Annotated in this window: 18 protein-coding genes; 15 read left to right on the top strand and 3 right to left on the bottom strand. The window is 69.2% G+C overall.

Annotation, left to right across the window (positions count from 1 at the left end; genetic code table 11):
- Nucleotides 1-96: 96 nt before the first annotated feature.
- Nucleotides 97-492, top strand: coding sequence for a RidA family protein (locus tag A4F85_RS26800; protein WP_063328610.1), 396 nt, complete (start codon nucleotides 97-99; stop codon nucleotides 490-492).
- Between the two features lie 86 nt (nucleotides 493-578).
- Here the strand turns inward: A4F85_RS26800 and A4F85_RS26795 are convergent, their stop codons facing one another.
- Nucleotides 579-1,523, bottom strand: coding sequence for a LysR family transcriptional regulator (locus A4F85_RS26795; RefSeq protein WP_063328320.1), 945 nt, complete (start codon nucleotides 1,521-1,523; stop codon nucleotides 579-581).
- Between the two features lie 155 nt (nucleotides 1,524-1,678).
- Between A4F85_RS26795 and A4F85_RS26790 the strand changes: the two genes are divergently transcribed.
- The 11 genes from A4F85_RS26790 (at nucleotide 1,679) to A4F85_RS26740 (ending at nucleotide 14,361) form a co-directional block, all read left to right on the top strand.
- The gene (locus A4F85_RS26790) at nucleotides 1,679-2,530 is read left to right on the top strand and encodes a fumarylacetoacetate hydrolase family protein (protein WP_063328319.1); all 852 of its coding nucleotides are present in this window, start codon (nucleotides 1,679-1,681) and stop codon (nucleotides 2,528-2,530) included.
- Nucleotides 2,531-2,702: 172 nt separating this feature from the next.
- The gene (locus A4F85_RS26785; RefSeq protein ID WP_016450909.1) at nucleotides 2,703-4,799 is read left to right on the top strand and encodes a hydantoinase/oxoprolinase family protein; all 2,097 of its coding nucleotides are present in this window, start codon (nucleotides 2,703-2,705) and stop codon (nucleotides 4,797-4,799) included.
- Complete coding sequence (locus A4F85_RS26780; protein ID WP_063328318.1) at nucleotides 4,796-6,592, top strand: hydantoinase B/oxoprolinase family protein; 1,797 nt, start codon at nucleotides 4,796-4,798, stop codon at nucleotides 6,590-6,592. Before A4F85_RS26785 ends, A4F85_RS26780 begins: the two co-directional genes overlap by 4 nt.
- An 8-nt stretch (nucleotides 6,593-6,600) precedes the next feature.
- The gene (locus tag A4F85_RS26775; RefSeq protein ID WP_063328609.1) at nucleotides 6,601-6,990 is read left to right on the top strand and encodes a hypothetical protein; all 390 of its coding nucleotides are present in this window, start codon (nucleotides 6,601-6,603) and stop codon (nucleotides 6,988-6,990) included.
- Nucleotides 6,987-8,072, top strand: a complete 1,086-nt coding sequence (locus A4F85_RS26770; protein WP_063328317.1) for a CobW family GTP-binding protein — start codon at nucleotides 6,987-6,989, stop codon at nucleotides 8,070-8,072. The genes A4F85_RS26775 and A4F85_RS26770 overlap by 4 nt, the downstream gene beginning before the upstream one ends.
- Nucleotides 8,073-8,118: 46 nt before the next feature.
- Complete coding sequence (locus A4F85_RS26765) at nucleotides 8,119-9,117, top strand: tripartite tricarboxylate transporter substrate binding protein (protein WP_063328316.1); 999 nt, start codon at nucleotides 8,119-8,121, stop codon at nucleotides 9,115-9,117.
- A gap of 78 nt (nucleotides 9,118-9,195) precedes the next feature.
- Entirely contained in the window at nucleotides 9,196-10,314 is a 1,119-nt protein-coding gene (locus A4F85_RS26760; RefSeq protein ID WP_043822135.1) for a porin, read from the top strand.
- Between the two features lie 131 nt (nucleotides 10,315-10,445).
- Nucleotides 10,446-11,426, top strand: coding sequence for a quinone oxidoreductase family protein (locus A4F85_RS26755; protein ID WP_012207424.1), 981 nt, complete (start codon nucleotides 10,446-10,448; stop codon nucleotides 11,424-11,426).
- Nucleotides 11,423-12,430 carry a LysR family transcriptional regulator gene (locus tag A4F85_RS26750; RefSeq protein WP_063328315.1) on the top strand — a complete coding sequence of 336 codons (1,008 nt, stop codon included), beginning with the start codon at nucleotides 11,423-11,425 and terminating at the stop codon, nucleotides 12,428-12,430. The genes A4F85_RS26755 and A4F85_RS26750 overlap by 4 nt, the downstream gene beginning before the upstream one ends.
- A complete protein-coding gene (locus A4F85_RS26745; protein ID WP_063328314.1) occupies nucleotides 12,427-13,305 on the top strand; it encodes a DMT family transporter in 879 nt (292 codons plus the stop codon). The genes A4F85_RS26750 and A4F85_RS26745 overlap by 4 nt, the downstream gene beginning before the upstream one ends.
- An 84-nt stretch (nucleotides 13,306-13,389) precedes the next feature.
- Nucleotides 13,390-14,361 (top strand): LysR family transcriptional regulator, encoded by a 972-nt coding sequence (locus A4F85_RS26740; protein WP_012207421.1) that lies wholly within the window; start codon nucleotides 13,390-13,392, stop codon nucleotides 14,359-14,361.
- Nucleotides 14,362-14,395: 34 nt separating this feature from the next.
- Here the strand turns inward: A4F85_RS26740 and A4F85_RS26735 are convergent, their stop codons facing one another.
- Complete coding sequence (locus A4F85_RS26735; protein ID WP_063328313.1) at nucleotides 14,396-16,663, bottom strand: xanthine dehydrogenase family protein molybdopterin-binding subunit; 2,268 nt, start codon at nucleotides 16,661-16,663, stop codon at nucleotides 14,396-14,398.
- A 14-nt stretch (nucleotides 16,664-16,677) separates the two neighbouring features.
- The gene (locus tag A4F85_RS26730; protein ID WP_012207419.1) at nucleotides 16,678-17,151 is read right to left on the bottom strand and encodes a (2Fe-2S)-binding protein; all 474 of its coding nucleotides are present in this window, start codon (nucleotides 17,149-17,151) and stop codon (nucleotides 16,678-16,680) included.
- 252 nt (nucleotides 17,152-17,403) lie between these two features.
- Between A4F85_RS26730 and A4F85_RS26725 the strand changes: the two genes are divergently transcribed.
- The 3 genes from A4F85_RS26725 to A4F85_RS26715 all read left to right on the top strand — a co-directional run bounded on the left by A4F85_RS26725 (nucleotide 17,404) and on the right by A4F85_RS26715 (nucleotide 18,884).
- Complete coding sequence (locus A4F85_RS26725; RefSeq protein WP_043822143.1) at nucleotides 17,404-17,685, top strand: CopG family ribbon-helix-helix protein; 282 nt, start codon at nucleotides 17,404-17,406, stop codon at nucleotides 17,683-17,685.
- Entirely contained in the window at nucleotides 17,682-17,966 is a 285-nt protein-coding gene (locus A4F85_RS26720; protein ID WP_043822145.1) for a type II toxin-antitoxin system RelE/ParE family toxin, read from the top strand. The genes A4F85_RS26725 and A4F85_RS26720 overlap by 4 nt, the downstream gene beginning before the upstream one ends.
- A 69-nt stretch (nucleotides 17,967-18,035) precedes the next feature.
- Nucleotides 18,036-18,884, top strand: a complete 849-nt coding sequence (locus A4F85_RS26715) for a helix-turn-helix transcriptional regulator (RefSeq protein WP_063328312.1) — start codon at nucleotides 18,036-18,038, stop codon at nucleotides 18,882-18,884.
- The last annotated feature ends 17 nt before the right edge of the window (nucleotides 18,885-18,901 follow it).

Below are 18,901 nucleotides of genomic sequence, written 5' to 3'. Positions count from 1 at the left end.
TGACAAATGAACCTTTGTCGCAATCACCCGGCTTCCCTATCGTCCACCCATGCCCCAAGCGCGATCCTGCCGGGGATGGATGAAGGAAATGAAACCATGCTGCACCGTGTCACCACGCAACCCGACCCCTACGAGCCGTTTTTGCTGTCGCAAGGCATTCGCTTTGGCGAGCTGCTGTTCATCTCCGGCCAGGCCGGCGCCGGAGACGATGGCCGCATCGTGCCGGGCGGCTTCCTGGCCCAGGGCCGGCAGGCGTTTGCCAATCTGCGCCGCGCGCTGGAGGCGGGCGGCTCCAGCCTGAAGGACGTGATCAAGGTCACCATCTTCGTCACCGACATGGGCCACTTCGACGAGGTGGTTGCCCTTCGCCGCGAGTTCTTCGGCTCCCCCTATCCGGCCGACACGATTGCCCAGATCCAGGCGCTCTACGACCCGGCGGCCATGATCGAGATCGAAGCCATTGCAGCCGTGCGTGATGGCCAGGCCCGCTGACATGGTTGCGGCCGTTGTGTTCCGATGGCCTGGCCACGGCGTGCATGGCCGACGACTGGAGCCGATGGGGCCGACATCTGATGCCTTCAACCGCCGAGCAGTCCCGAGGTGCTCAGCGGCCCCGGCGACAGCTGCTGTCCCCAGGCCTGCGTCAAGGCCTCGATGGCATCGCCCACCACGCGGCAGGCCTGGGTGAGCTTGCCGTGCCGGGGCAGGGCCAGCGTCACATGGCGCACCAGGCCGGGGTTGACCAGTCGGCTGGCCTGCAGCCGGCCCTGGCGCAGTTCGGCATCGATGGAGTACGGGCCGATCACCGAGTAGAGGCCGGGCGCATGGGCCACGAGTTCCTTTTGCACGGTCAGCGAGTCGGCCTCGGCGGCCGCCGCGAGCCGAAAGCCGTGGCTGTGCGCGGCCTCATCGAGCGCGTCGCGCCAATGGCTGGGGCGTCGCGGCAGCACCAGTTGCAGGCCGTCGAGCGCGGCGAACTCCGTGGTGGGCGCCAGGGTCAAGGGGTCGCCAGGGCGCGACACCAGATAGCTGTGCGCGGTGCTCAGCAGCCGCTCGTCGTCGCCGGCCGGGCGTGCGAAGCGAAAGAGGATGGCCAGGTCCACGGCGCCGCTGTCCAGCAGCGCATCGAGCTCCGTGCCCTGGGCCTCGGTGATGTTCAGGCGTATGCCGGGGTGCTCGCGCTGCAGCCAGTCGAACACATGCGTCATCAGCGGGTGCGCGGCCGAGGGCACGATGCCCAGCCGCACCTCTCCCCATAGCTGGCCTGCGTCCGCACGCAGTGTTTCCTGCAATTGCTCGGTTTCCTGCAGCCAGCTGCGCAGCCGCAGCGCGGCCCGCGCGCCCAGCGGCGTCAGCGTGACGCCCCGGCCCGTGCGCCGCAGCAAGGGGCCGCCCAGAGACGCTTCGAATTCGCTGATCTGCCGGCTGATGTGCGACTGCACGGTGTGCCGCCGTGCCGCGACCTTGCTGATGCTGCCGGCTTCGGAGACCTCGAGGAAGAGCTTGACGCTGGGCAGGTGCATGGTGGTTACCCGGTTGAGGTATGCCTGATGAGGCAATTCTGAAAGCCTGAAATTCTATCTATCCAGATATCAACGGGATTTCTACAGTGCAGTCATGCCTTGCCAGCGGCCTTGCCTTGGCAGGTTTTCCAGACACCGAACCTAAGGAAAATCCGTTGAAACTCGCCAGCTTCATCCATGCCGGACAGCCCCGCTACGGGCAGGTTCTGGCCGAGCGCTTCCTGCTGCCGCCCGCCGACTTTCTCGCCCGCCATCCCGACCTGCTGTCCGTGCTGCGCGCACAGGCGCTGGGCGAGCTGGAGCAGGCCCTGCAGGCCGGCGCCGTGTCCGTCGATGCGGCGCAGACCCAGGCGCTGCCCGTCATCCCCAACCCCGGCAAGCTCATCTGCGTGGGCCTGAACTACAAGACCCATGTGGCCGAGACGCGGCGCGCCGACAGCGAGCACCCGTCGCTGTTCCTGCGCTTCAACGACAGCCTGGCCGCCGATGGCGACGAGCTGCTGCGCCCGGCCTTCTCGGAGCGTTTCGACTGGGAGGGCGAGCTGGCCTTCGTCATCGGCCGGGGCGGGCGCCACATTGCAAAGGAAGATGCCTTCGACCACATCGCCGGCTATGCCTGCTTCAACGATGTGAGCGTGCGCGACTGGCAGCGCCATACGCACCAGTTCACGCCCGGCAAGAACTTTCCCGGCACGGCGCCCTTCGGCCCCTGGCTGGTCACGCGCGACGAGGTGGCCGACGTGCGCAGCCTGGCGCTGCAGACGCGCCTGAACGGCAGCGTGGTGCAGCAGGCCAGCCTGGGCGACCTGATCTTCGACATCCCCACCATCGTGGCCTATGTGTCGCGCTTCACACCGCTGTCGCCCGGCGACGTGATCGCCACGGGCACGCCGGGCGGCGTGGGCGACCGCCGCGAGCCGCCTCTGTACATGAAGCACGGCGATGTGGTCGAGGTCGAGATCACGGGACTGGGCGTGCTGCGCAACCGTATCGGCACTGATGTCTGAGATGACACCCCCTGAGTCGCTTCGCGCCTTCCCCCTCTCTCGCTTCGCGGGAGGGGGACGACACCCTCGGTGCGGGGCGGCCCTTCCTCGGTGTCCCTCGCTTTGGGGCACGCCGGTTTCAAGGACTGTGGGCGGCGCATGGCGCTGTGAATAACTGTCTCTGGAGAATTTCATGGATAACCAACAAGCGATTTCGCAGCGGCCCCGGCTGCGCATTGCCGTCGATATCGGCGGCACCTTCACCGACATGGCGGCGTTCGACGAGGCCAGCGGCCGGCTGCTGTTCGGCAAGGCCCTGTCCACGCATGGCGAGCTGGTCAACGGCATCCAGGCCACGATAGACAGCGCGGGCATCGACTGGCGCGACGGCCATCTGTTCCTGCACGGCTCCACCATTGCCATCAACACGCTGCTGGAGCGCAATGGCGCCCACACCGCGCTGCTGATCACCGAGGGCTTTCGCGACATCTACGAGATCGGCCGCGTGAACCGGCCCGATGCCTACAACCTGTTCTTCAACAAGCACCAGCCGCTGGTGCGGCGCTCGCTGCGCCATGAGGTGTCCGAGCGCCTGCGCGCCGACGGCAGCCTGCACAAGCCGCTGGACGAGGCGGCCGTGCGCGAGCTGGCCCGCGAGCTGGCAGGGCAGGGCGTGGAGGCCGTGGCCGTGCTGCTGCTGCATTCCTACCGCAACCCGGCGCACGAGCAGCGCGTCAAGCAGATCCTGCAGGAAGAGATGCCGGGCGCCTTTGTCTGCGCCTCGCACGAGCTGTCGCAGGAGTACCGCGAGTTCGAGCGCGTGTCCACCGCCGTGGCCAATGCCTATGTGGGGCCGCGCGTGTCGCAGTACCTGGGCCAGCTGGAGAACCACCTGGGCGGCAAGGGCTTCGAGGGCGACTTCTACATCGTGCAGTCCACGGGCGGATTGTTCCCGGTCGAGCATGCCAAGGTGGGCTGCGTGCGCATGCTCGAATCGGGTCCGGCGGCCGGCGTGATCGGCGCCCAGGCCATCTGTGCGCAACTGGGCATGGGCGACGCCATCGCCTTCGACATGGGCGGCACCACGGCCAAGGCCGGCGTGATCAGCGAGGGCCGGCCGCTGACCACGGGCTCGGCGCTGATCGGCGGCTACGAGCAGGCCCTGCCGATACAGATCCCGATGATGGACATCCACGAAGTGGGCACGGGCGGCGGCTCCATCGCCCGCGTGGAGACGGGCAACGCGCTGCGCGTGGGCCCGCAGAGCGCTGGCTCCATCCCTGGCCCCGTGGCCTATGGCCGTGGCGGGCTGGAGCCCACGGTGACCGACGCCAACCTGGTGCTGGGCCGGCTGGACGCGGAGCATTTCCTGGGCGGCGAGCTGCAGCTGGACATGGATGCCTGCCAGCGCCAGATGGCCGAGCGCGTGGCGACCCCGCTGGGCCTGGAGCCCACCGAGGCGGCCGACGGCATCCTGCGCATCGCCGTGACGCAGATGTCGCATGCCGTCAAGGCCGTGACCACCGAGCGCGGCCTGGATGCGGGCAGCTTCACCATGGTCGTCTACGGCGGCGCGGGGCCGCTGCACGCCTCGGCCATTGCGCGCGAGATCGGCATCCGCAAGGTGCTGATTCCCTATGCGCCCGGCTATTTCTCGGCCTACGGAATGCTGTTCTCCGACCTGCGCTACGACTACGTGCGCTCGGTGTTCCGCAAGCTGGGCGAGGTCTCCTTCGAGGAGATCGAGGCCGCCTACCAGAGCATGGAGGACGAGGGCCGCGCCGCGCTGGCGCAGTCCGGCATCGCGCCGGACGGCATCGTGATCGAGCGCGCCGCCGACATGCGCTACGTGGGCCAGGAGCATGCGGTGACCGTGGACCTGCCCATGGCCTTCTTCGAGGGCAGGGACCGCTCGGCCATCAAGCGCCAGTTCGACGAGTTGCACAAGGTGCGCTACGGCACCTCGGCCCCGCAGGAGCCGGCCGACCTCGTGAGCCTGCGCGTCACGGTGCTGGGCACGATGAAGAAACCGCCCAGGCACAGCGTGGAGCGCGGCAGCGCCGAGCCCAGCCGTGCCTCCGTGCGTACGGTCAAGCCCGTCTATTTCCGCTCCAGCGGCTGGGTGGACACGCCGGTGCATCTGCGCGAACGCCTGCTGGCGGGCAACGAGATCGCGGGGCCCGCGCTGATCGAGGAACACGCATCCACCACCGTCGTGCAGCCCGGCGACCGGCTGCGCGTGGACGAACTGGGCAATCTGCAAATCGACATCGGGAGCGACCGCACATGAACCACCCCACTGACTCCAGGCCCGTCGATCCGGTCACCGTCGAGATCATCCGCAACGGCCTGTACGCCGTCACGGAGGAGATGAAGACCAACCTGACGCGCACGGCCTACAACCTCATCATCTACGAGGCGCTGGACTTCACGGTCGGCCTGTTCACGCGCGAGGGCGATACGGTGTCCATCGGCCTGGGCCTGCCCATGTTCATCCGCGGCATGTCGGAGACGGTCAAGGCCAAGATCCGCCACTTCGGCTACGAGAACATCCTGCCCGGCGACATCCTGGTCACCAACGATGCCTACACCACCGGCAGCCACCTGAACCACTTCACGTTCACCATGCCGGTGTTCCATGAGGGCCGGCTCGAAGGCTTCACCTGCTGCATGGCCCACTGGCTGGACGTGGGCGGCACGCTGGGCAACGTCACCACGGACATCTTCAGCGAGGGGATACAGATCCCCATCATGAAGTACCAGCGCCAGGGCGAGGTCAACCAGGACCTGATCGACATCATCGCGATGAACGTGCGCCTGGCCGAGCGGGCCCTGGGCGATCTGCGCGCGCAGATCACGGCCATCACCACGGGCGAGCGCCGCTATGTGGAACTGCTGCAGCGCTATGGCGTGGATGCGGTCAACGGCGCCATCGCGCAGATCATGGATTCCAGCGAGGCCGTGGCGCGCAAGAACACGCTGTCGATTCCCGATGGCGTGTACGAGGCCGAGTCCTTCATGGACGACGACGGGCTGGACATCGGCAAGCGCATTCCCATCCGCGTCAAGGTCACGGTGCAGGGCGATGAGATGACGGTGGACCTGTCGGATGTCTCCAAGCAGGTGCGCGGCTTCTACAACTCCGGCTTCACCACGGGCATCGCCTGCGCGCAGGTGGCCTACAAATGCCTCACCACGCCGACCGACTACCCGGTCAACGACGGGAGCTTCCGGCCGCTCAAGGTGATCATGCCCATGGGCACGGTGATCAGCGCCGAGAGGCCCTATCCCATGCGCGTGTGGATGACCTTCCCCATGACGGTGATCGACACCATCTTCAAGGCCCTGGCGCCGGCGATTCCCGACCGCTCCATCGCGGGCCACCATGCGGACCTGGTGTTTCCCAACATCCATGGCATCTCGCCCGAGGACGGGCGGTTGTTCATCGTCGGCATCGGCCCGCTGGGCGGCGGCTGGGGCGCCAAGAGCTGTGAGGACGGCGTGTCCGTCACCGTCTGCATCAATGACGGCGACACCCACAACAGCCCCACCGAGCAGCTCGAGGCCAAGTACCCGGTGCTGGTGGAGAAGTACGAGATCCGACAGGACTCGGCCGGCGCGGGCCAGTACCGGGGCGGCCTGGGCGCGGAGATGGTGGTGCAGGCGCTGTCGCCCTTCACCGTCACCACGCGCATCGACCGCGTGCACTGCAAGCCCTGGGGCCTGGAGGGCGGCGGCGATGCCATGGGCAACGGCCTGGCCGTGCGCCACAAGGGCGAGTGGAAGACCGACCACGCCAACGCCAAGATCTTCAACGTGCGCCTGGAACGCGGCGATGCCTACCGCATGCTGTCGGGCGGCGGCGGGGGCTTTGGCGACCCGCTGGCGCGCGAACTGGACAAGGTGGCCGAGGACGTGCGCGAAGGCTATGTGAGCGCCCAGGTGGCCCGCGAGGTCTACCGCGTGGCGCTGGATGGCCAGGGACAGGTGGACCACGAGGGCACGCAGGCGCTGCGCAGTGCGCCCAGAGTGCCCGGTGCATCCGGTGCAGCGGCTGCCGCCGTGGCCTGGGACGGGCAGTGAGCACGGCCATGGCGTCCGACCACGCCCTGCAGGCCGGCCGGCTCTGGGACCTGTGGTGCGCCCTGGCGCTGCGCCATGTCGCCCTGGGCGGTGCCTGCGCCTGCGGGGCGGGCGGCATCAGCCTGCGGCTGGAGGACTTCGAGCTGGACATCGTGGACTACCTGCAGGACGGGGGCGAGCGCTGCGAGCAGCCCGAGGTGGCGGCCTGGTTCCGTGCCCGGCCCGCAGCCGGGCAGGGCGCGCAGCCGCTGCGCGGCCTGCTCGATGCGCTGGGCTCGGACGAGGTGCCGCAGGCCGTGGCGCAGTGGGCGCTGGCGCGGCTGGAGCGCACGCTGCGCTCGTTCGCCGAGGTGCATGGTGGGGCACAGGGCGGGGTACAGGGCGGGGTGGCGTCATGAGCGGGCATTTCTCCAGCCTGCTGGCCCTGCCCGAAGCGGCGGGCCAGCGCATTCCGGTCACCGTGCTCACGGGATTTCTGGGCAGCGGCAAGACCACGCTGCTCAACCGGCTGCTGGCGCTGCCGGACCTGCACGGGACGGCCGTCATCGTCAACGAGTTCGGTGCGGTCGGCATCGACCAGGACCTGACCAGCCTGGCCTGCGAGGACACGGTGCTGCTGGCCAATGGCTGCCTGTGCTGCAGCGTGCGCGGCGATCTGGTGGAGGCGCTGGAGCGCCTGGCCCTGCGCGAACAGGGCGCGCCGCGCCGCGTGCTGATCGAAACCAGCGGCCTGGCGGATCCGGGGCCGATACTGCGCTCCTTCCTGGGCGAGCCCGCCGTGCGGGCGCGCTATGCGCTGGCCGGCGTGGCCTGCACGGTCGATGCCGTGCTGGGCAGCGCCACGCTGGCAGGCTATCCCGAAGCCGTGCGGCAACTGGCTGTGGCCGACCTGTTGCTGCTGACCAAGACAGACTTGCTGGGCGGCGCACAGCCCGCTGCGCAACTGCTGGCCCAGGTTCAGGCCATCAACGGCGAGGCGCCGCAAGGCATGGACCCCGGCCACCATGTGGCGCTGCTGCAGCGGCTGATGTCGGAAGGCGCGACGGGGCAGCAGGACGCCGCTGCGGGCATGCTCCAGGCGCCCGGCTACCGGGCCATGGCTCCGGTGACAGCTCCGGTGACAGCGCCGGCAGGCGCGCACCGCGACGGCATCTCGTCCTTTGTGCTGCAGCGCGACGAGCCCCTGCCCGCGCAGGCGTTCGGAGAATGGATGGACTGGGTCACGGCCATGCGCGGCGATGACCTGCTGCGCGTCAAAGGCATCGTGCACCTGCAGGAGCACCCGGACCAGCCCCTGGTCATCCATGGCGTGCAGCACCTGTTCGCCCCGCCGCAGACGCTGCCCCGCTGGCCGGGTGCCGACCGGCGCACGCGCATCGTCTTCATCACGCGGGGGCTGGATGCCCAGGCCCTGGACGACACGCTGAGCGTGCTGGTGCGCAGGCACAGGCGGCGCGCGCCGAATCAGGACCCGGGCTGAGCCACGCAACGGCCGGCCCATTTTCAAAAGAAACAGGAGACAAAGCATGAAAACTCTGACACGGCTGAAGGGGCCGGTGCTGGGCGCCTTACTGGGTGCGCTGGCTGCCTTGCCCATCGCCAGCATGGCCTCGTCCAGTGCGTCCGCCGCCTTTCCCGAGCCGGGAAAGATGGTCAAGGTCATCGTCCCCTTCGTGGCGGGCGGCGGCGTGGACAGCGCCGCGCGCCTGTTCGCCGAGCAGTTGCGCAAGCAGCTGGGCACGACGGTCATCGTCGAGAACCGCGTGGGCGGCAGCGGTGTGGTGGGCGGCCGCGCGGTGCTGGCGGCTGCCCCCGATGGCTACACCCTGCTGTTCTCGGCCGCCACGCATGTGCTGGCCAAGCAGGTGCTGGCCCATCCGCCCTATGACCCGCAGACAGACTTTGTCCCCGTGGCGCGTGTGGGCGAGGCGCCGCTGATGCTGGTGATCTCGCCGCAGCTGCCCCACAGCAAGCTGGGCGAGGTGCTGGCCGCAGGCGCCAAGAGCACGTGGACGGCGGCCATTCCCGCCGTGGGTGCACCCAGCCACCTGGCCACGCTGCTGCTGGCCCAGCAGGGCCGCATGCGCCTCGAGTACGTGCCCTACAAGGGCACGCAGCCCGCGCTGGTGGATGTGGGCGGCGGCCATGTGGACTTGCTGCTCGACTCCATGGTTTCCGTGCTGCCGCTGGCCAAGGCCGGCAAGGTGCGGCCGATTGCCATCACCTCCGGCAAGCGCAGTCCGCTGGCGCCCGAGGTGCCCACCATGCAGGAAAGCGGCTTGCCGCGCTTTGCCTACACGTCCTGGTACGGACTGTGGGCGCCCAAGGACACGCCTGCCGACCGGGTGCAGCGGCTGAACCAGGCCTCCAACGCGGCGGTGGCCGAGCTGGCCAGGTCCGGCGCCTTCGCGAGCCTGGGCATCGACACGGTTTCGGAGAGCACCGAGCAGTTCAAGCGCTTCATCGCCGCCGATGTGGCGCAGAGCGCCGCGCTGCTCAAGGGCGCGGGCTTCAAGCCCGAGTAGCGGGGCAGACCCCGGCACACGCCCGAGAAAAACAAAGAGCAAAGAGCAAAGCAAAGCAAAAAACCACAAGGAGACAACATGCAGGTATTCATACGCCATGCCCTGGCCGCCTCGCTGGGGCTGGCCGCCGCGCATGCGGGCGCGCAGTCCTCGGTATCGATCTCGGGCACCGTCGATGTGAGCGTCAGGCAGGTGCGCAACCAGGGCCTGGGAACGGTCACCTCGCAGGCCAGCGGCGCCAACTCCACCAGCAAGCTGGTATTGCGGGGGCAGGAGGACCTGGGCGACGGCCTGAGCGCGGGCTTCTACCTGGACGGCAGCCTGCTGGCCGACACCGGCGCCATGGGCGCCAGCGGCCCGTTCTGGGACCGGCGCTCCACGGTCAGCCTGGCCTCGCGGCAATGGGGCGAGCTGCGGCTGGGGCGTGACTGGGTGCCCACGCACCTGGTGTGGAGCGGCTTCGATCCGTTTGCCACGCTGGGCATCGGCAGCGCCAATGGCTTTCGCTCGTTCACGGCTTCCCGCGCGCTGGGCCAGGCCTTCGGCACGGCGCCGGAGTCGCAGGCTGCCAATCCCACGCTGCGCGTGAGCAATGCGGTGGAGTATTTCCTGCCGGCCGGCCTGGGCGGGCTGCAGGGCGTGTCCGGCAGCCTGATCGCCACCTTGGGCGAGAAGGGCGCCACGGCGGCAGGCCAGACGCGCGGCAACGGCTTTCGGTTGGGCTGGGCGGGCGCGGGCTGGAACGTGGCGGGCGCGCAGTTCACCACGCGCAACACCCTGAGCGGCATCCATTTCAAGGACCAGAGCTACGGTGTCTCCTACGACTTCGGCTGGCTCAAGGCCAGCCTGGCCCAGCGCCGCTGGGTCCATGGCGTGGACCGCACGGTCAACACCCTGGTGGGCATGAGTGTTCCCGTGGGCAGCGGCGTGGTCAAGCTCAGCTATGTCAAGGCCGACCAGACGGGCGCAACGGCGGCGCAAAGCGCCAGCGATGCCGACCTGTGGGCGCTGGGCTATGTGCACTCACTGTCGCGGCGCACGGCGCTGTACGCGCATGCGGCCCGCATGTCCAACCGCAATGGGGCGGCCTTCGCCATAGCCGGGGGTGCGGCAGTCAGCGGCAATCCGGCCGCGGCCAATTACTTTGGCGGGCGCGCCTCCACGGCCTTCGAGCTGGGCCTCCGGCACGACTTCTGACGGGCAGCGTGGGCTGCCTGCGCGCTGGTTCGTGGTCATTGCTGCACCCCATGCAGCAGTGAACTGCACGCCGGCCTATTGCTGCCGTCAATCGCTTCTTCTACGCTGCACTCATTTCACGGAGCAGCGAGATGAATCCATTGATCAAGGTCCGCATGGACGCCGCAGGCACCCCCGACGCCATGCGCCTGGAGCCGGTCGAGGTGCAGGCGCCCGGCCCCGGCCAGGTCTGGCTGGAGCAGACGGCCATCGGCGTGAACCCGCTGGACGTGAGCCAGCGCAAGGGCGCGGTCGCCATCGCCTTTCCCTCGGGCCTGGGGCTGGAGGGCGCGGGGCGGGTGGCCGCCGTGGGCGAGGGCGTGACGAATGTGGCCGTGGGCGAGCGCGTGGGCTACGCCACGGGGCCGCTGGGCGCCTATGCCAGCGCCCGCCTGTATCCGGCCGAGCGCCTGGTGAAGCTGCCCGATGCGCTGCCTGACGACGCGGCGGCGGCCGTGCTGTTCAAGGGCATCACGGCGCAGTACCTGCTCAAGACCACCCATGCCGTGGGCCCCGGCAGCCGCATCGTGATCTATGGCGCCGCCGGTGCGCTGGGCCAGTTGATGTGCGCCTGGGCCAGGCACCTGGGCGCTCTGGTGATCGGCGTGGTGTCCAAGGCGGCCAGCGTGGAGCGCGCGCGGGCGGCCGGCTGCGACGAGGTCTTCGTGTTCGATGCGGCCACGCTGCCGGGCCAGGTGCTGCAGGCCACCGGGGGCCTGAAGGCCGATGTGGTCTACGACCCCATCGGCCGCACGACGCTGGGCGCCTCGCTGGACTGCCTGCGCCCGCGCGGCCTGCTGGTGTCCTTCGGCGCGACCTCCGGCCTGCCCGATCCCATCTCGGTGGCCACGCTCAATGCCAAGGGCTCGCTGTTCCTCACGCGCCCCTCGCTGGCCGCGCACACGGCCACGGCGGCCGAGTACCAGGAGCGCGCGCGGGACGTGCTGGCCGCCGTGGCGGCCGGCATCATCGTGCCTAGCGTCTGGCGCCGGTATGCGCTGGCGGAGGTGGCGCAGGCGCATGGCGATCTGGAGCAGGGACGCTCCCAAGGTGCGATCATCCTGACCCCATGAACCTTCTGGACAGCCAGCACGCCGATGAACTGGCGGCCCTGGTGGCGCTGCATGAACAAGGCTCCTTCGCTGCGGCGGGGCGGGCCTTGCTGCGCCATCCGTCCGTGCTGTCCAAACGCCTGAACGCGCTGGAGACCCGGCTGGGCGTGCGGCTGGTGGAGCGCAGCACACGCCATCTGCACCTGACCGACGAGGGCCTGCGCCTGGTGGACAAGGTGCGCCAGGCGGCCGGCCTGATTGCCGATGCCCAGAAGGAGGCCGCCCAGGGCGCCTCGCAGGCCCGGGGCCGGCTGCGGCTGTCGCTGCCGGCAGCGATGGGGCGGCGCTGGCTCAGCCCGCTGCTGGCCGAGTTTGCGCTGGCCCATCCGCAGATCGTGCTGGAGGTGGAGTATGCGGACCGCTTCGTGGACATCGTGGGCGAGCGCTTCGACGCGGCAGTGCGCATAGGCCGGCTGGCGGACAGCCGTCTCGTGGCGCTGCGGCTGGGCGGGCACCAGCGCATCCTGGGCGCCGCGCCCGCCTACCTGCAGGCCCACGGCACGCCGGCGCACCCCGAGGACCTGGCGGCGCACCGCTGCCTGGGCTTCACGGGGCTGCAGTCGTTTCCGCAATGGGAGCTGGTGCACGGTGGCGCATCGGGCGATGTGCCTCAGGGCCAGGCCCGGCACACCGTGCTGGTGCGCGGCCCCATGGTCAGCAATGACAGCGAGGCCCTGCTCACGGCCGCCGTCATGGGGGTGGGCATTCTGGCCGGTGGCGACTGGCTGATGAGCGAGCACATGGCCGCAGGCCGGCTGGTTCGGGTGCTGCCGCAATGGCGCCTGGATGGCGCCTCGGGCATCTACTTCGTGCGGCCCTCGGCGGCGTTCAGCAGCGCGGCCATGACGGCGCTGCGCGACTGCCTGGTGCGGTGGTTTGCCACGCGCAGCCCCTGGCGCACGGGGCATGACACACTGGCGCCGCCCCCACCCGTGCCCCCGCCCTTTTCCGCTTCCGCTCCATGACCCAAAAACCCTCGCCGCCCGCCTTGCTTCCCTGGCTGTTCGTGCTGCTGTGGAGCACGGGCTTCATCGGCGCCAAGTTCGGCCTGCCCTATGTGGAGCCGCTGACCTTTCTGACGCTGCGCTATGCCATCGTCCTGGTGCTGATGGCGGCGGTGGCCCTGGTGCTGCGCGCGCCCTGGCCACGGTCGGCACGCCAGTGGCTGCACATTGGCGTGTCAGGGCTGTTCGTGCATGGCGTGTACCTGGCCGGCGTGTTCACGGCCATCGCCCACGGCCTGCCTTCGGGCGTGACGGCCCTGGTGGTGGGGTTGCAGCCGCTGATCACGGCCCTGGTGGCCGGCACCTTGCTGGGCGAGTCCGTGCGGCCCCGGCAGTGGGCCGGGCTGGCGCTGGGCTTCACGGGCGTGGCCCTGGTGGTGGCGGGCAAGATCGCCTCGGTGCCGGTCCATGCCCTGCTGGCCATGCTGGTGCCGGCCGTGGTGGCGCTGGCCGGCATCACGGCCGGCACGCTATACCAGAAGCGGTTCTGCCCCTCGTTTGATCTGCGCACGGGCTCGGTCATCCAGTACCTGCCCTGCCTGGTGGCGACGGGGGCGCTGGCCCTGGCCACGGAAACCATGCAGGTGCGCTGGAGCGGCGAGTTCCTGTTCGCGCTGGGCTGGCTGGTGCTGGTGCTGTCCGTGGGCGCGGTCAGCCTGCTCAACTTGCTGATACGCCGCGGCGGCGCCGTGCACGTGGCCAGCCTGTTCTACCTGACGCCACCGGCCACGGCCCTGATCGCCTGGGCCATGTTCGGCGAGACGCTGGGCGGCCTGGCGCTGGCGGGCATGGCCTTGACGGCAGCCGGCGTGTGGCTGGCGCGCCAGGGGCGCTAGCTTGCCCCGCAAGCCGCGGGCAGGGCATGCGCAAAGGCGGGATACTGCGGCACTGTCAGCCCACGAATACCGGATTTCCGCACCATGCCCATCAATGAACTGCGCGCCATCGCCACCTTTGCCAAGGCGGTCGAGCTGGGCAGCCTGCGCCAGGCGGCGCTGTCCCAGGGCGTGAGCCCCCAGGCCGCCAGCCAGGCGGTGGCCCATCTGGAGCAGCACCTGGGCGTGCGCCTGCTGCACCGGACCACGCGCAGCCTGGCGCTGACCGAGGAGGGCCAGCGTTTCCTGCAGGACACCCAGCCGGCGCTGGCCGCGCTGGACCGCGCACTGAACCTGGCACGCGACAGCCGCGAGGGCATTGCGGGGCCGTTGCGCATCGTGGGCCCCAAGTCCTGCTTTGCGCCCGTGCTGATGCCGCTGCTCGATGAGTTCTGCCGCCTGCACCCGGGCATCGTCCCCGATGTGCGGCTGGACGACGGCATAGGCAACTGGGTGCTGGACCGGGTCGATGCGGGGTTTCGCATCGGCGCCTCGCCCGATGAAAGCGTGATCGGGCGGCGGCTGTTTCCCGTGCAGCTCATCGTCTGCGCGGCGCCGCAGTACCTGCAGCGCCATGGCGTGCCCCGGTCGCTGGACGAGCTGGCCGCGCACCGCTGCAGCATGTTCCGCCATGCGGCCACGGACACGGTGATGCCCTGGTACCTGCCGGTCGATGGCGAGCTCACGCACCGCTACCTGCAGCCGGCCCTGTCCACCAACGATGCCGAGCTGGAGCTGCATGCCGTGCTGGCCGGCCAGGTGCTGGGCCAGCTGTCCAACATCTGCGCGGCCGCGCACATCCGCGCGGGGCGCCTGGTGCCCGTGCTGCTGGCGCATGTCAGCGAGCACATCGGCCTGCATGTCTACTACGGCAGCCGCGACGCGCTGCCCCGGCGCGTGCGTGCCTTCATCGACCTGGCCGTGCAGCGGCTGCAGGACTGCCCGGACTATCTGCTGTCCATGGAAGAACTGGAAAGGGCGGCGGCCGCAGGTGCCGCCGCCCTTTCCGGGGGCTGACCGGGATCAGGTCCGGTCGTTCAGGCCAGCTCGATCACGCCAGATCGAACGGCAGCTTGCGCACGGGCTTGCCCGTGAGCTGCGCCACGGCGTTGGCGAAGGCCGGGGCCAGCGGCGGCAGGCCGGGCTCGCCCATGCCCGTCGGCGGCTCGGCGCTGGGCACGACGTGGACGGCGATCTCGGGCATGTCGGTGATGCGCGGCACGGCGAAGTCGCCGAAGTTGCTCTGCTCCACCACACCGTCCTTGAGCGTGATCGCCGCGCCGGGCAGGCACATGGACAGGCCCATCAGCGCCGCGCCCTGCACCTGCGCCTCGATGGTGCGCGGGTTCACGGCCAGGTTGCAGTGCACGCCGGCCGTGGCCTTGTGCAGCACCGGGCGGCCGTCCTTGACCGAGGCCTCCACCACATAGGCCACCACCGTGTCGAAGGACTCGTGCACGGCCACGCCCCAGGCACGGCCCGCGCGCAGCTGGCGCTTGCCGTAGCCGCTCTTGTCCACGGCCAGCTGCAGGGCCAGGCGATGGCGCGGGTGCTTGTCGCCGAACATCTGCATGCGGTAGGTCACGGGGTCCTGGCGGCTGCTGCGCGCGATCTCGTCGATCAGCGTTTCCATGACGAAGGCCGTGTGGGTCGATCCCACGCTGCGCCACCACAGCACGGGCACGTTGACCTTGGGGTGGTGCACGGTCAGGCGCATGGGCAGCGGATAGGGCTCGCGCATGCCCTCCACGGCCGTGGCGTCGATGCCGTTCTTGATCATGCCGCCCTCGAACATGGTGCCCGCCGTGATGGACTGGCCCACGATGGCGTGGTCCCAGGCCAGCACCTTGCCGCGTTCGTCGAAGCCGATCTTCGCGCGGTGCAGGTGCATGGGGCGGTAGTAGCCGCCCTTGATGTCGTCCTCGCGGCTCCAGACCATGCGCACGGGGGCGCTCAGGCCGGCGCGGCGCGCGGCCAGCGCCACCTGGCAGGCCTCGACCACATAGTCGCTGGTGCCCACGCCCCGGCGGCCAAAGCCGCCGCCGGCCATCTGCACGTGCACGCGCACCTGCTCGGGCTTGAGGCCCAGCACACGCGCGGCGGCCATGCCGTCCACGCCCGCGAACTGCGTGCCCAGGTAGAGGTCGGCACCCGCCTCGCCGGTCTCGCCCATCTGCACCGTGCAGTTGAGCGGCTCCATGGGCGCATGGGCCAGGTAGGGGAAGCTGAACTCGGCCTCGATATGGTGCGGCGCCTTGTCCAGCGCCGAGATATCGGCGTCGAAGTGGCGCGCGCCGGGCTGCGCGGCCAGCTCGCGGTACTGGGCCAGCTGGCGTTCGCTGTCCACCTTCTCCACGGCGTCGGTGTTCCATTGCGCCTTCAGCGCTTCGCGGCCCTTGCGCGCTGGCCAGTAGCCGGTGGCGATCACGGCCACGCCTTCGCCGCCACCGTCCACGGGCACGCGCAGCACGGCCTTGACGCCGGGCACGGCACGCGCCGCAGCGTCGTCCAGCGAGGCCAACTGCGCCTTGAACACGGGCGGGTGTGCAATCACCGCCGTCAGCTGGCCCGGCAGGTGCATGTCGATGCCGAAGCTTTGCTGGCCGCTGCTCTTGGCCCGGGCGTCGATGCGGCCCGTGGGCTTGCCGATCAGCCGGAAGTCCTTGGGATTCTTCAGCACGACGGTGGCCGGCACGGGCTGGGCCATGGCGGCCTGGGCCAGCTCGCCATACGACAGCTTCTTGCCGTTGGGGCCGAGCACGAAGCCCTCGCGCGTGCGCAGCGTGGCGGCGTCCACCTTCCACTGCGCGGCGGCGGCGGCCACCAGCATGGCGCGCGCACGGGCGCCCAGCTCGCGGTACTGGGTGTAGCTGTGCTTGAGGGCGGTGGAGCCGCCCGTCATCTGGATGCCGTAGCGCGGATCGGCATAGGCCGCATCGTTGCCGCCCAGGCGGGCGCGGACCTTGCTCCAGTCGGCGTCCAGCTCCTCGGCCAGCACCAGGGGCAGGGCGGTGTGCACGCCCTGGCCGAATTCCAGTCGGTTGATGGCCACGGTGACTTCGCCGCTGGGCGAGATCTCCACGAAGGAGGCGGGCTGCTCGGTGGGCTTGAGGCCGGCGGCCTCGCCCTTGCCCGGCGCCTGCGCCATGGCGGGAAACACGCCCAGGGCCAGCGAACCGGCACCGGCGATCTTGAGGAAGCTGCGGCGGGGGATCTGTGCAAGGGTGGGCGCGTCGGCGATGGCGGCAGCGGCCTCGTCACGGTCCAGGATGTGCTGCAGGGCGCGCGGCAGTTCGGCGGGGTTGAAGGTGGTCAGCATGCGGCGTTCTCCGTTCAGCCCAGGGTGCGCGCGGCATCGGCCACGGCCGTGCGGATGCGTGCATAGGTTCCACAGCGGCAGATGTTGCCGGCCATGGCCGCGTCTATCTCCTCGCCGCTGGGCTTCTTGCCCTTGGGCAGCGACTTGAGGAAGGCCGTGGCGCTCATGATCTGCCCGCTCTGGCAGTAGCCGCACTGGGCCACGTCGTGGCGCACCCAGGCATCGCGCACGGCGGTGCCCACGCGGTCGGAGCCCGAGGTCATGGCCTCGATGGTGGTGATCTTCTGTCCCGCGGCCGCCGAGATCGGCGTCACGCAGGAACGTATGGCCTGGCCATTCATGTGCACCGTGCAGGCGCCGCACAGCGCCGCGCCGCAGCCGAACTTGGTGCCGGTCATCTCCAGCGTGTCGCGCAGGGCCCACAGAATGGGCGTCTCGGGGTCCAGGTCCATGGAAACGGTCTTGCCGTTGATGGTGAGATCGGTCATCGCAGTCTCTCCTTGTTGTGGGTCAGTCAGGCAGGGGTGGGGTCCCCGCAGTAGTGTCGTGCGCAGCGGCGGCCCATGGAAGCCGGGCGCCGTCGAGGCGCGAATATAGAAAGAGGCCTTGCTTGCCACTAGTCCTGATTTGATTGATGCATTGGCAAGTGCAAGTTGCGAATGGGGCGGAGCGGTTGAGTCTCTGGAGTGTTTGGTACTGACGATGTATATACTTTGTTGGTATCTTCACAGGAGTCAATCATGCCCAAGGAAGCCGTTTTCACCATGAAACTGGAAGCCGAGCTGCGCGAAGACTTCATGGCCGAAGCCGCAGGCGAGGACCGGCCCGCATCCCAGGTCATGCGGGAGTTGATGCGCGACTACATTGAGCAGCGCCGCAAGGCCCGTGAATATGACGGCTATCTGCAGCGCAAGGTCGAGGAGGGACGTGCCTCCATGCGCGCTGGACTTGGCCGCTCGAATGAGGAAGTCGAGGCCGAGTTCGCTGCCCGGCGCCGTCAGGTTGCGGCAGACCGTGCGTGAAAGTCATCTGGACGCCGCAGGCGCAGCAGGATCGCGCCGATATATGGGACTACATCGCAGCTGACAATCCTCGCGCAGCCTTGCGCATGGACCTGCTTTTCAGCGACGCAGCCGCCCGGTTGGCCGCGTATCCCAAGATGGGCAAAGCGGGCAGGATTGCCGGCACGCGCGAGCTGATCCCTCATGAAAGCTATCGCCTTGTCTATGAGATCGATGGCACGACGGTCTGGGTGCTGGCCCTGGTGCACACCGCGCGCCAGTGGCCGCCGTTGGAGGATTGACGAGGCGGTGCAAGGTCTTGGCTGTTGAACGTATGATTTGAGAATAATTCTCATTCATAGATTCGCAACGTGTTCCAGTGGAATTCCAGATTCGACAACCAGCTGTGCCTGGCGGCCGGCTGCCGCATGACGCAGGAGCCTGTGGAGGTCCGCGCGCCGGTGTTCCAGGGCCTGCAGATCATCGTGGCCCTCAACAGCAAGGTGCAGGCCGGGGTCAACGGCCGTCTGATGGAGGTGTCCGATGCCGGGGTCTACCTGGTGCTGGCCACGGGCCTGCATGAGGGACTGGACCGCTATGAATCCCACAGCCTTCAGCGCTATGTGCGCATAGGCTTTGACGCCGAGGCGGCGGAGCGCCAGGGCTTCGGGCTCGATCTCATCGCGCGCAGCGGCCACCACTGCTTCAACGACAACGATCTGCTGGTATTGCGCCAGGGGCTGTCGGCCACGGCGCGTGCGCTGGCCACACAGATTCTGGTCTGCCCCTATCAGGGGCCCATGCGTGATCTGTTCCTCAATGCCAAGAGCCTGGAACTGTCGGCTGCCGTGCTCCAGCAGTGCTTGCCGGCGGCGGGCGCGCAGGGGGCTGGCGCCGAGCTGTCACACGCCGATGTGGAGCGGCTTTGGCATGCGCGCGAGGTGGCCACGGCGCACGCTCGCAGTCCCCTGTCGCTGGCCGAGCTGGCGCGCGAGGCCGGCATCAACGAGCGCAAGCTCACGGCCGGCTTTCGCCAGCTGTTCGGCATGAGCGTGTTCGAGCACCTGCAGCAGCACAGGCTGGAGCAGGCCTACGGCCTGCTGACTTCGGGCGGCTGCTCGGTCACGCAGGTGGCGCTGGAGGTGGGCTACAGCATTGCGCATTTCTCGACGGCCTTTCGCAAGCGCTTCGGCATCGCGCCCAGCGAGTTGCTGCGCTGAGCCGTCTCCGGCGGGCG

The organism is Delftia sp. GW456-R20, assembly GCF_001622915.1.
Taxonomy (GTDB): Bacteria; Pseudomonadota; Gammaproteobacteria; order Burkholderiales; family Burkholderiaceae_C; genus Comamonas; species Comamonas acidovorans.
This window is presented reverse-complemented; position numbering and strand designations above follow the sequence as displayed.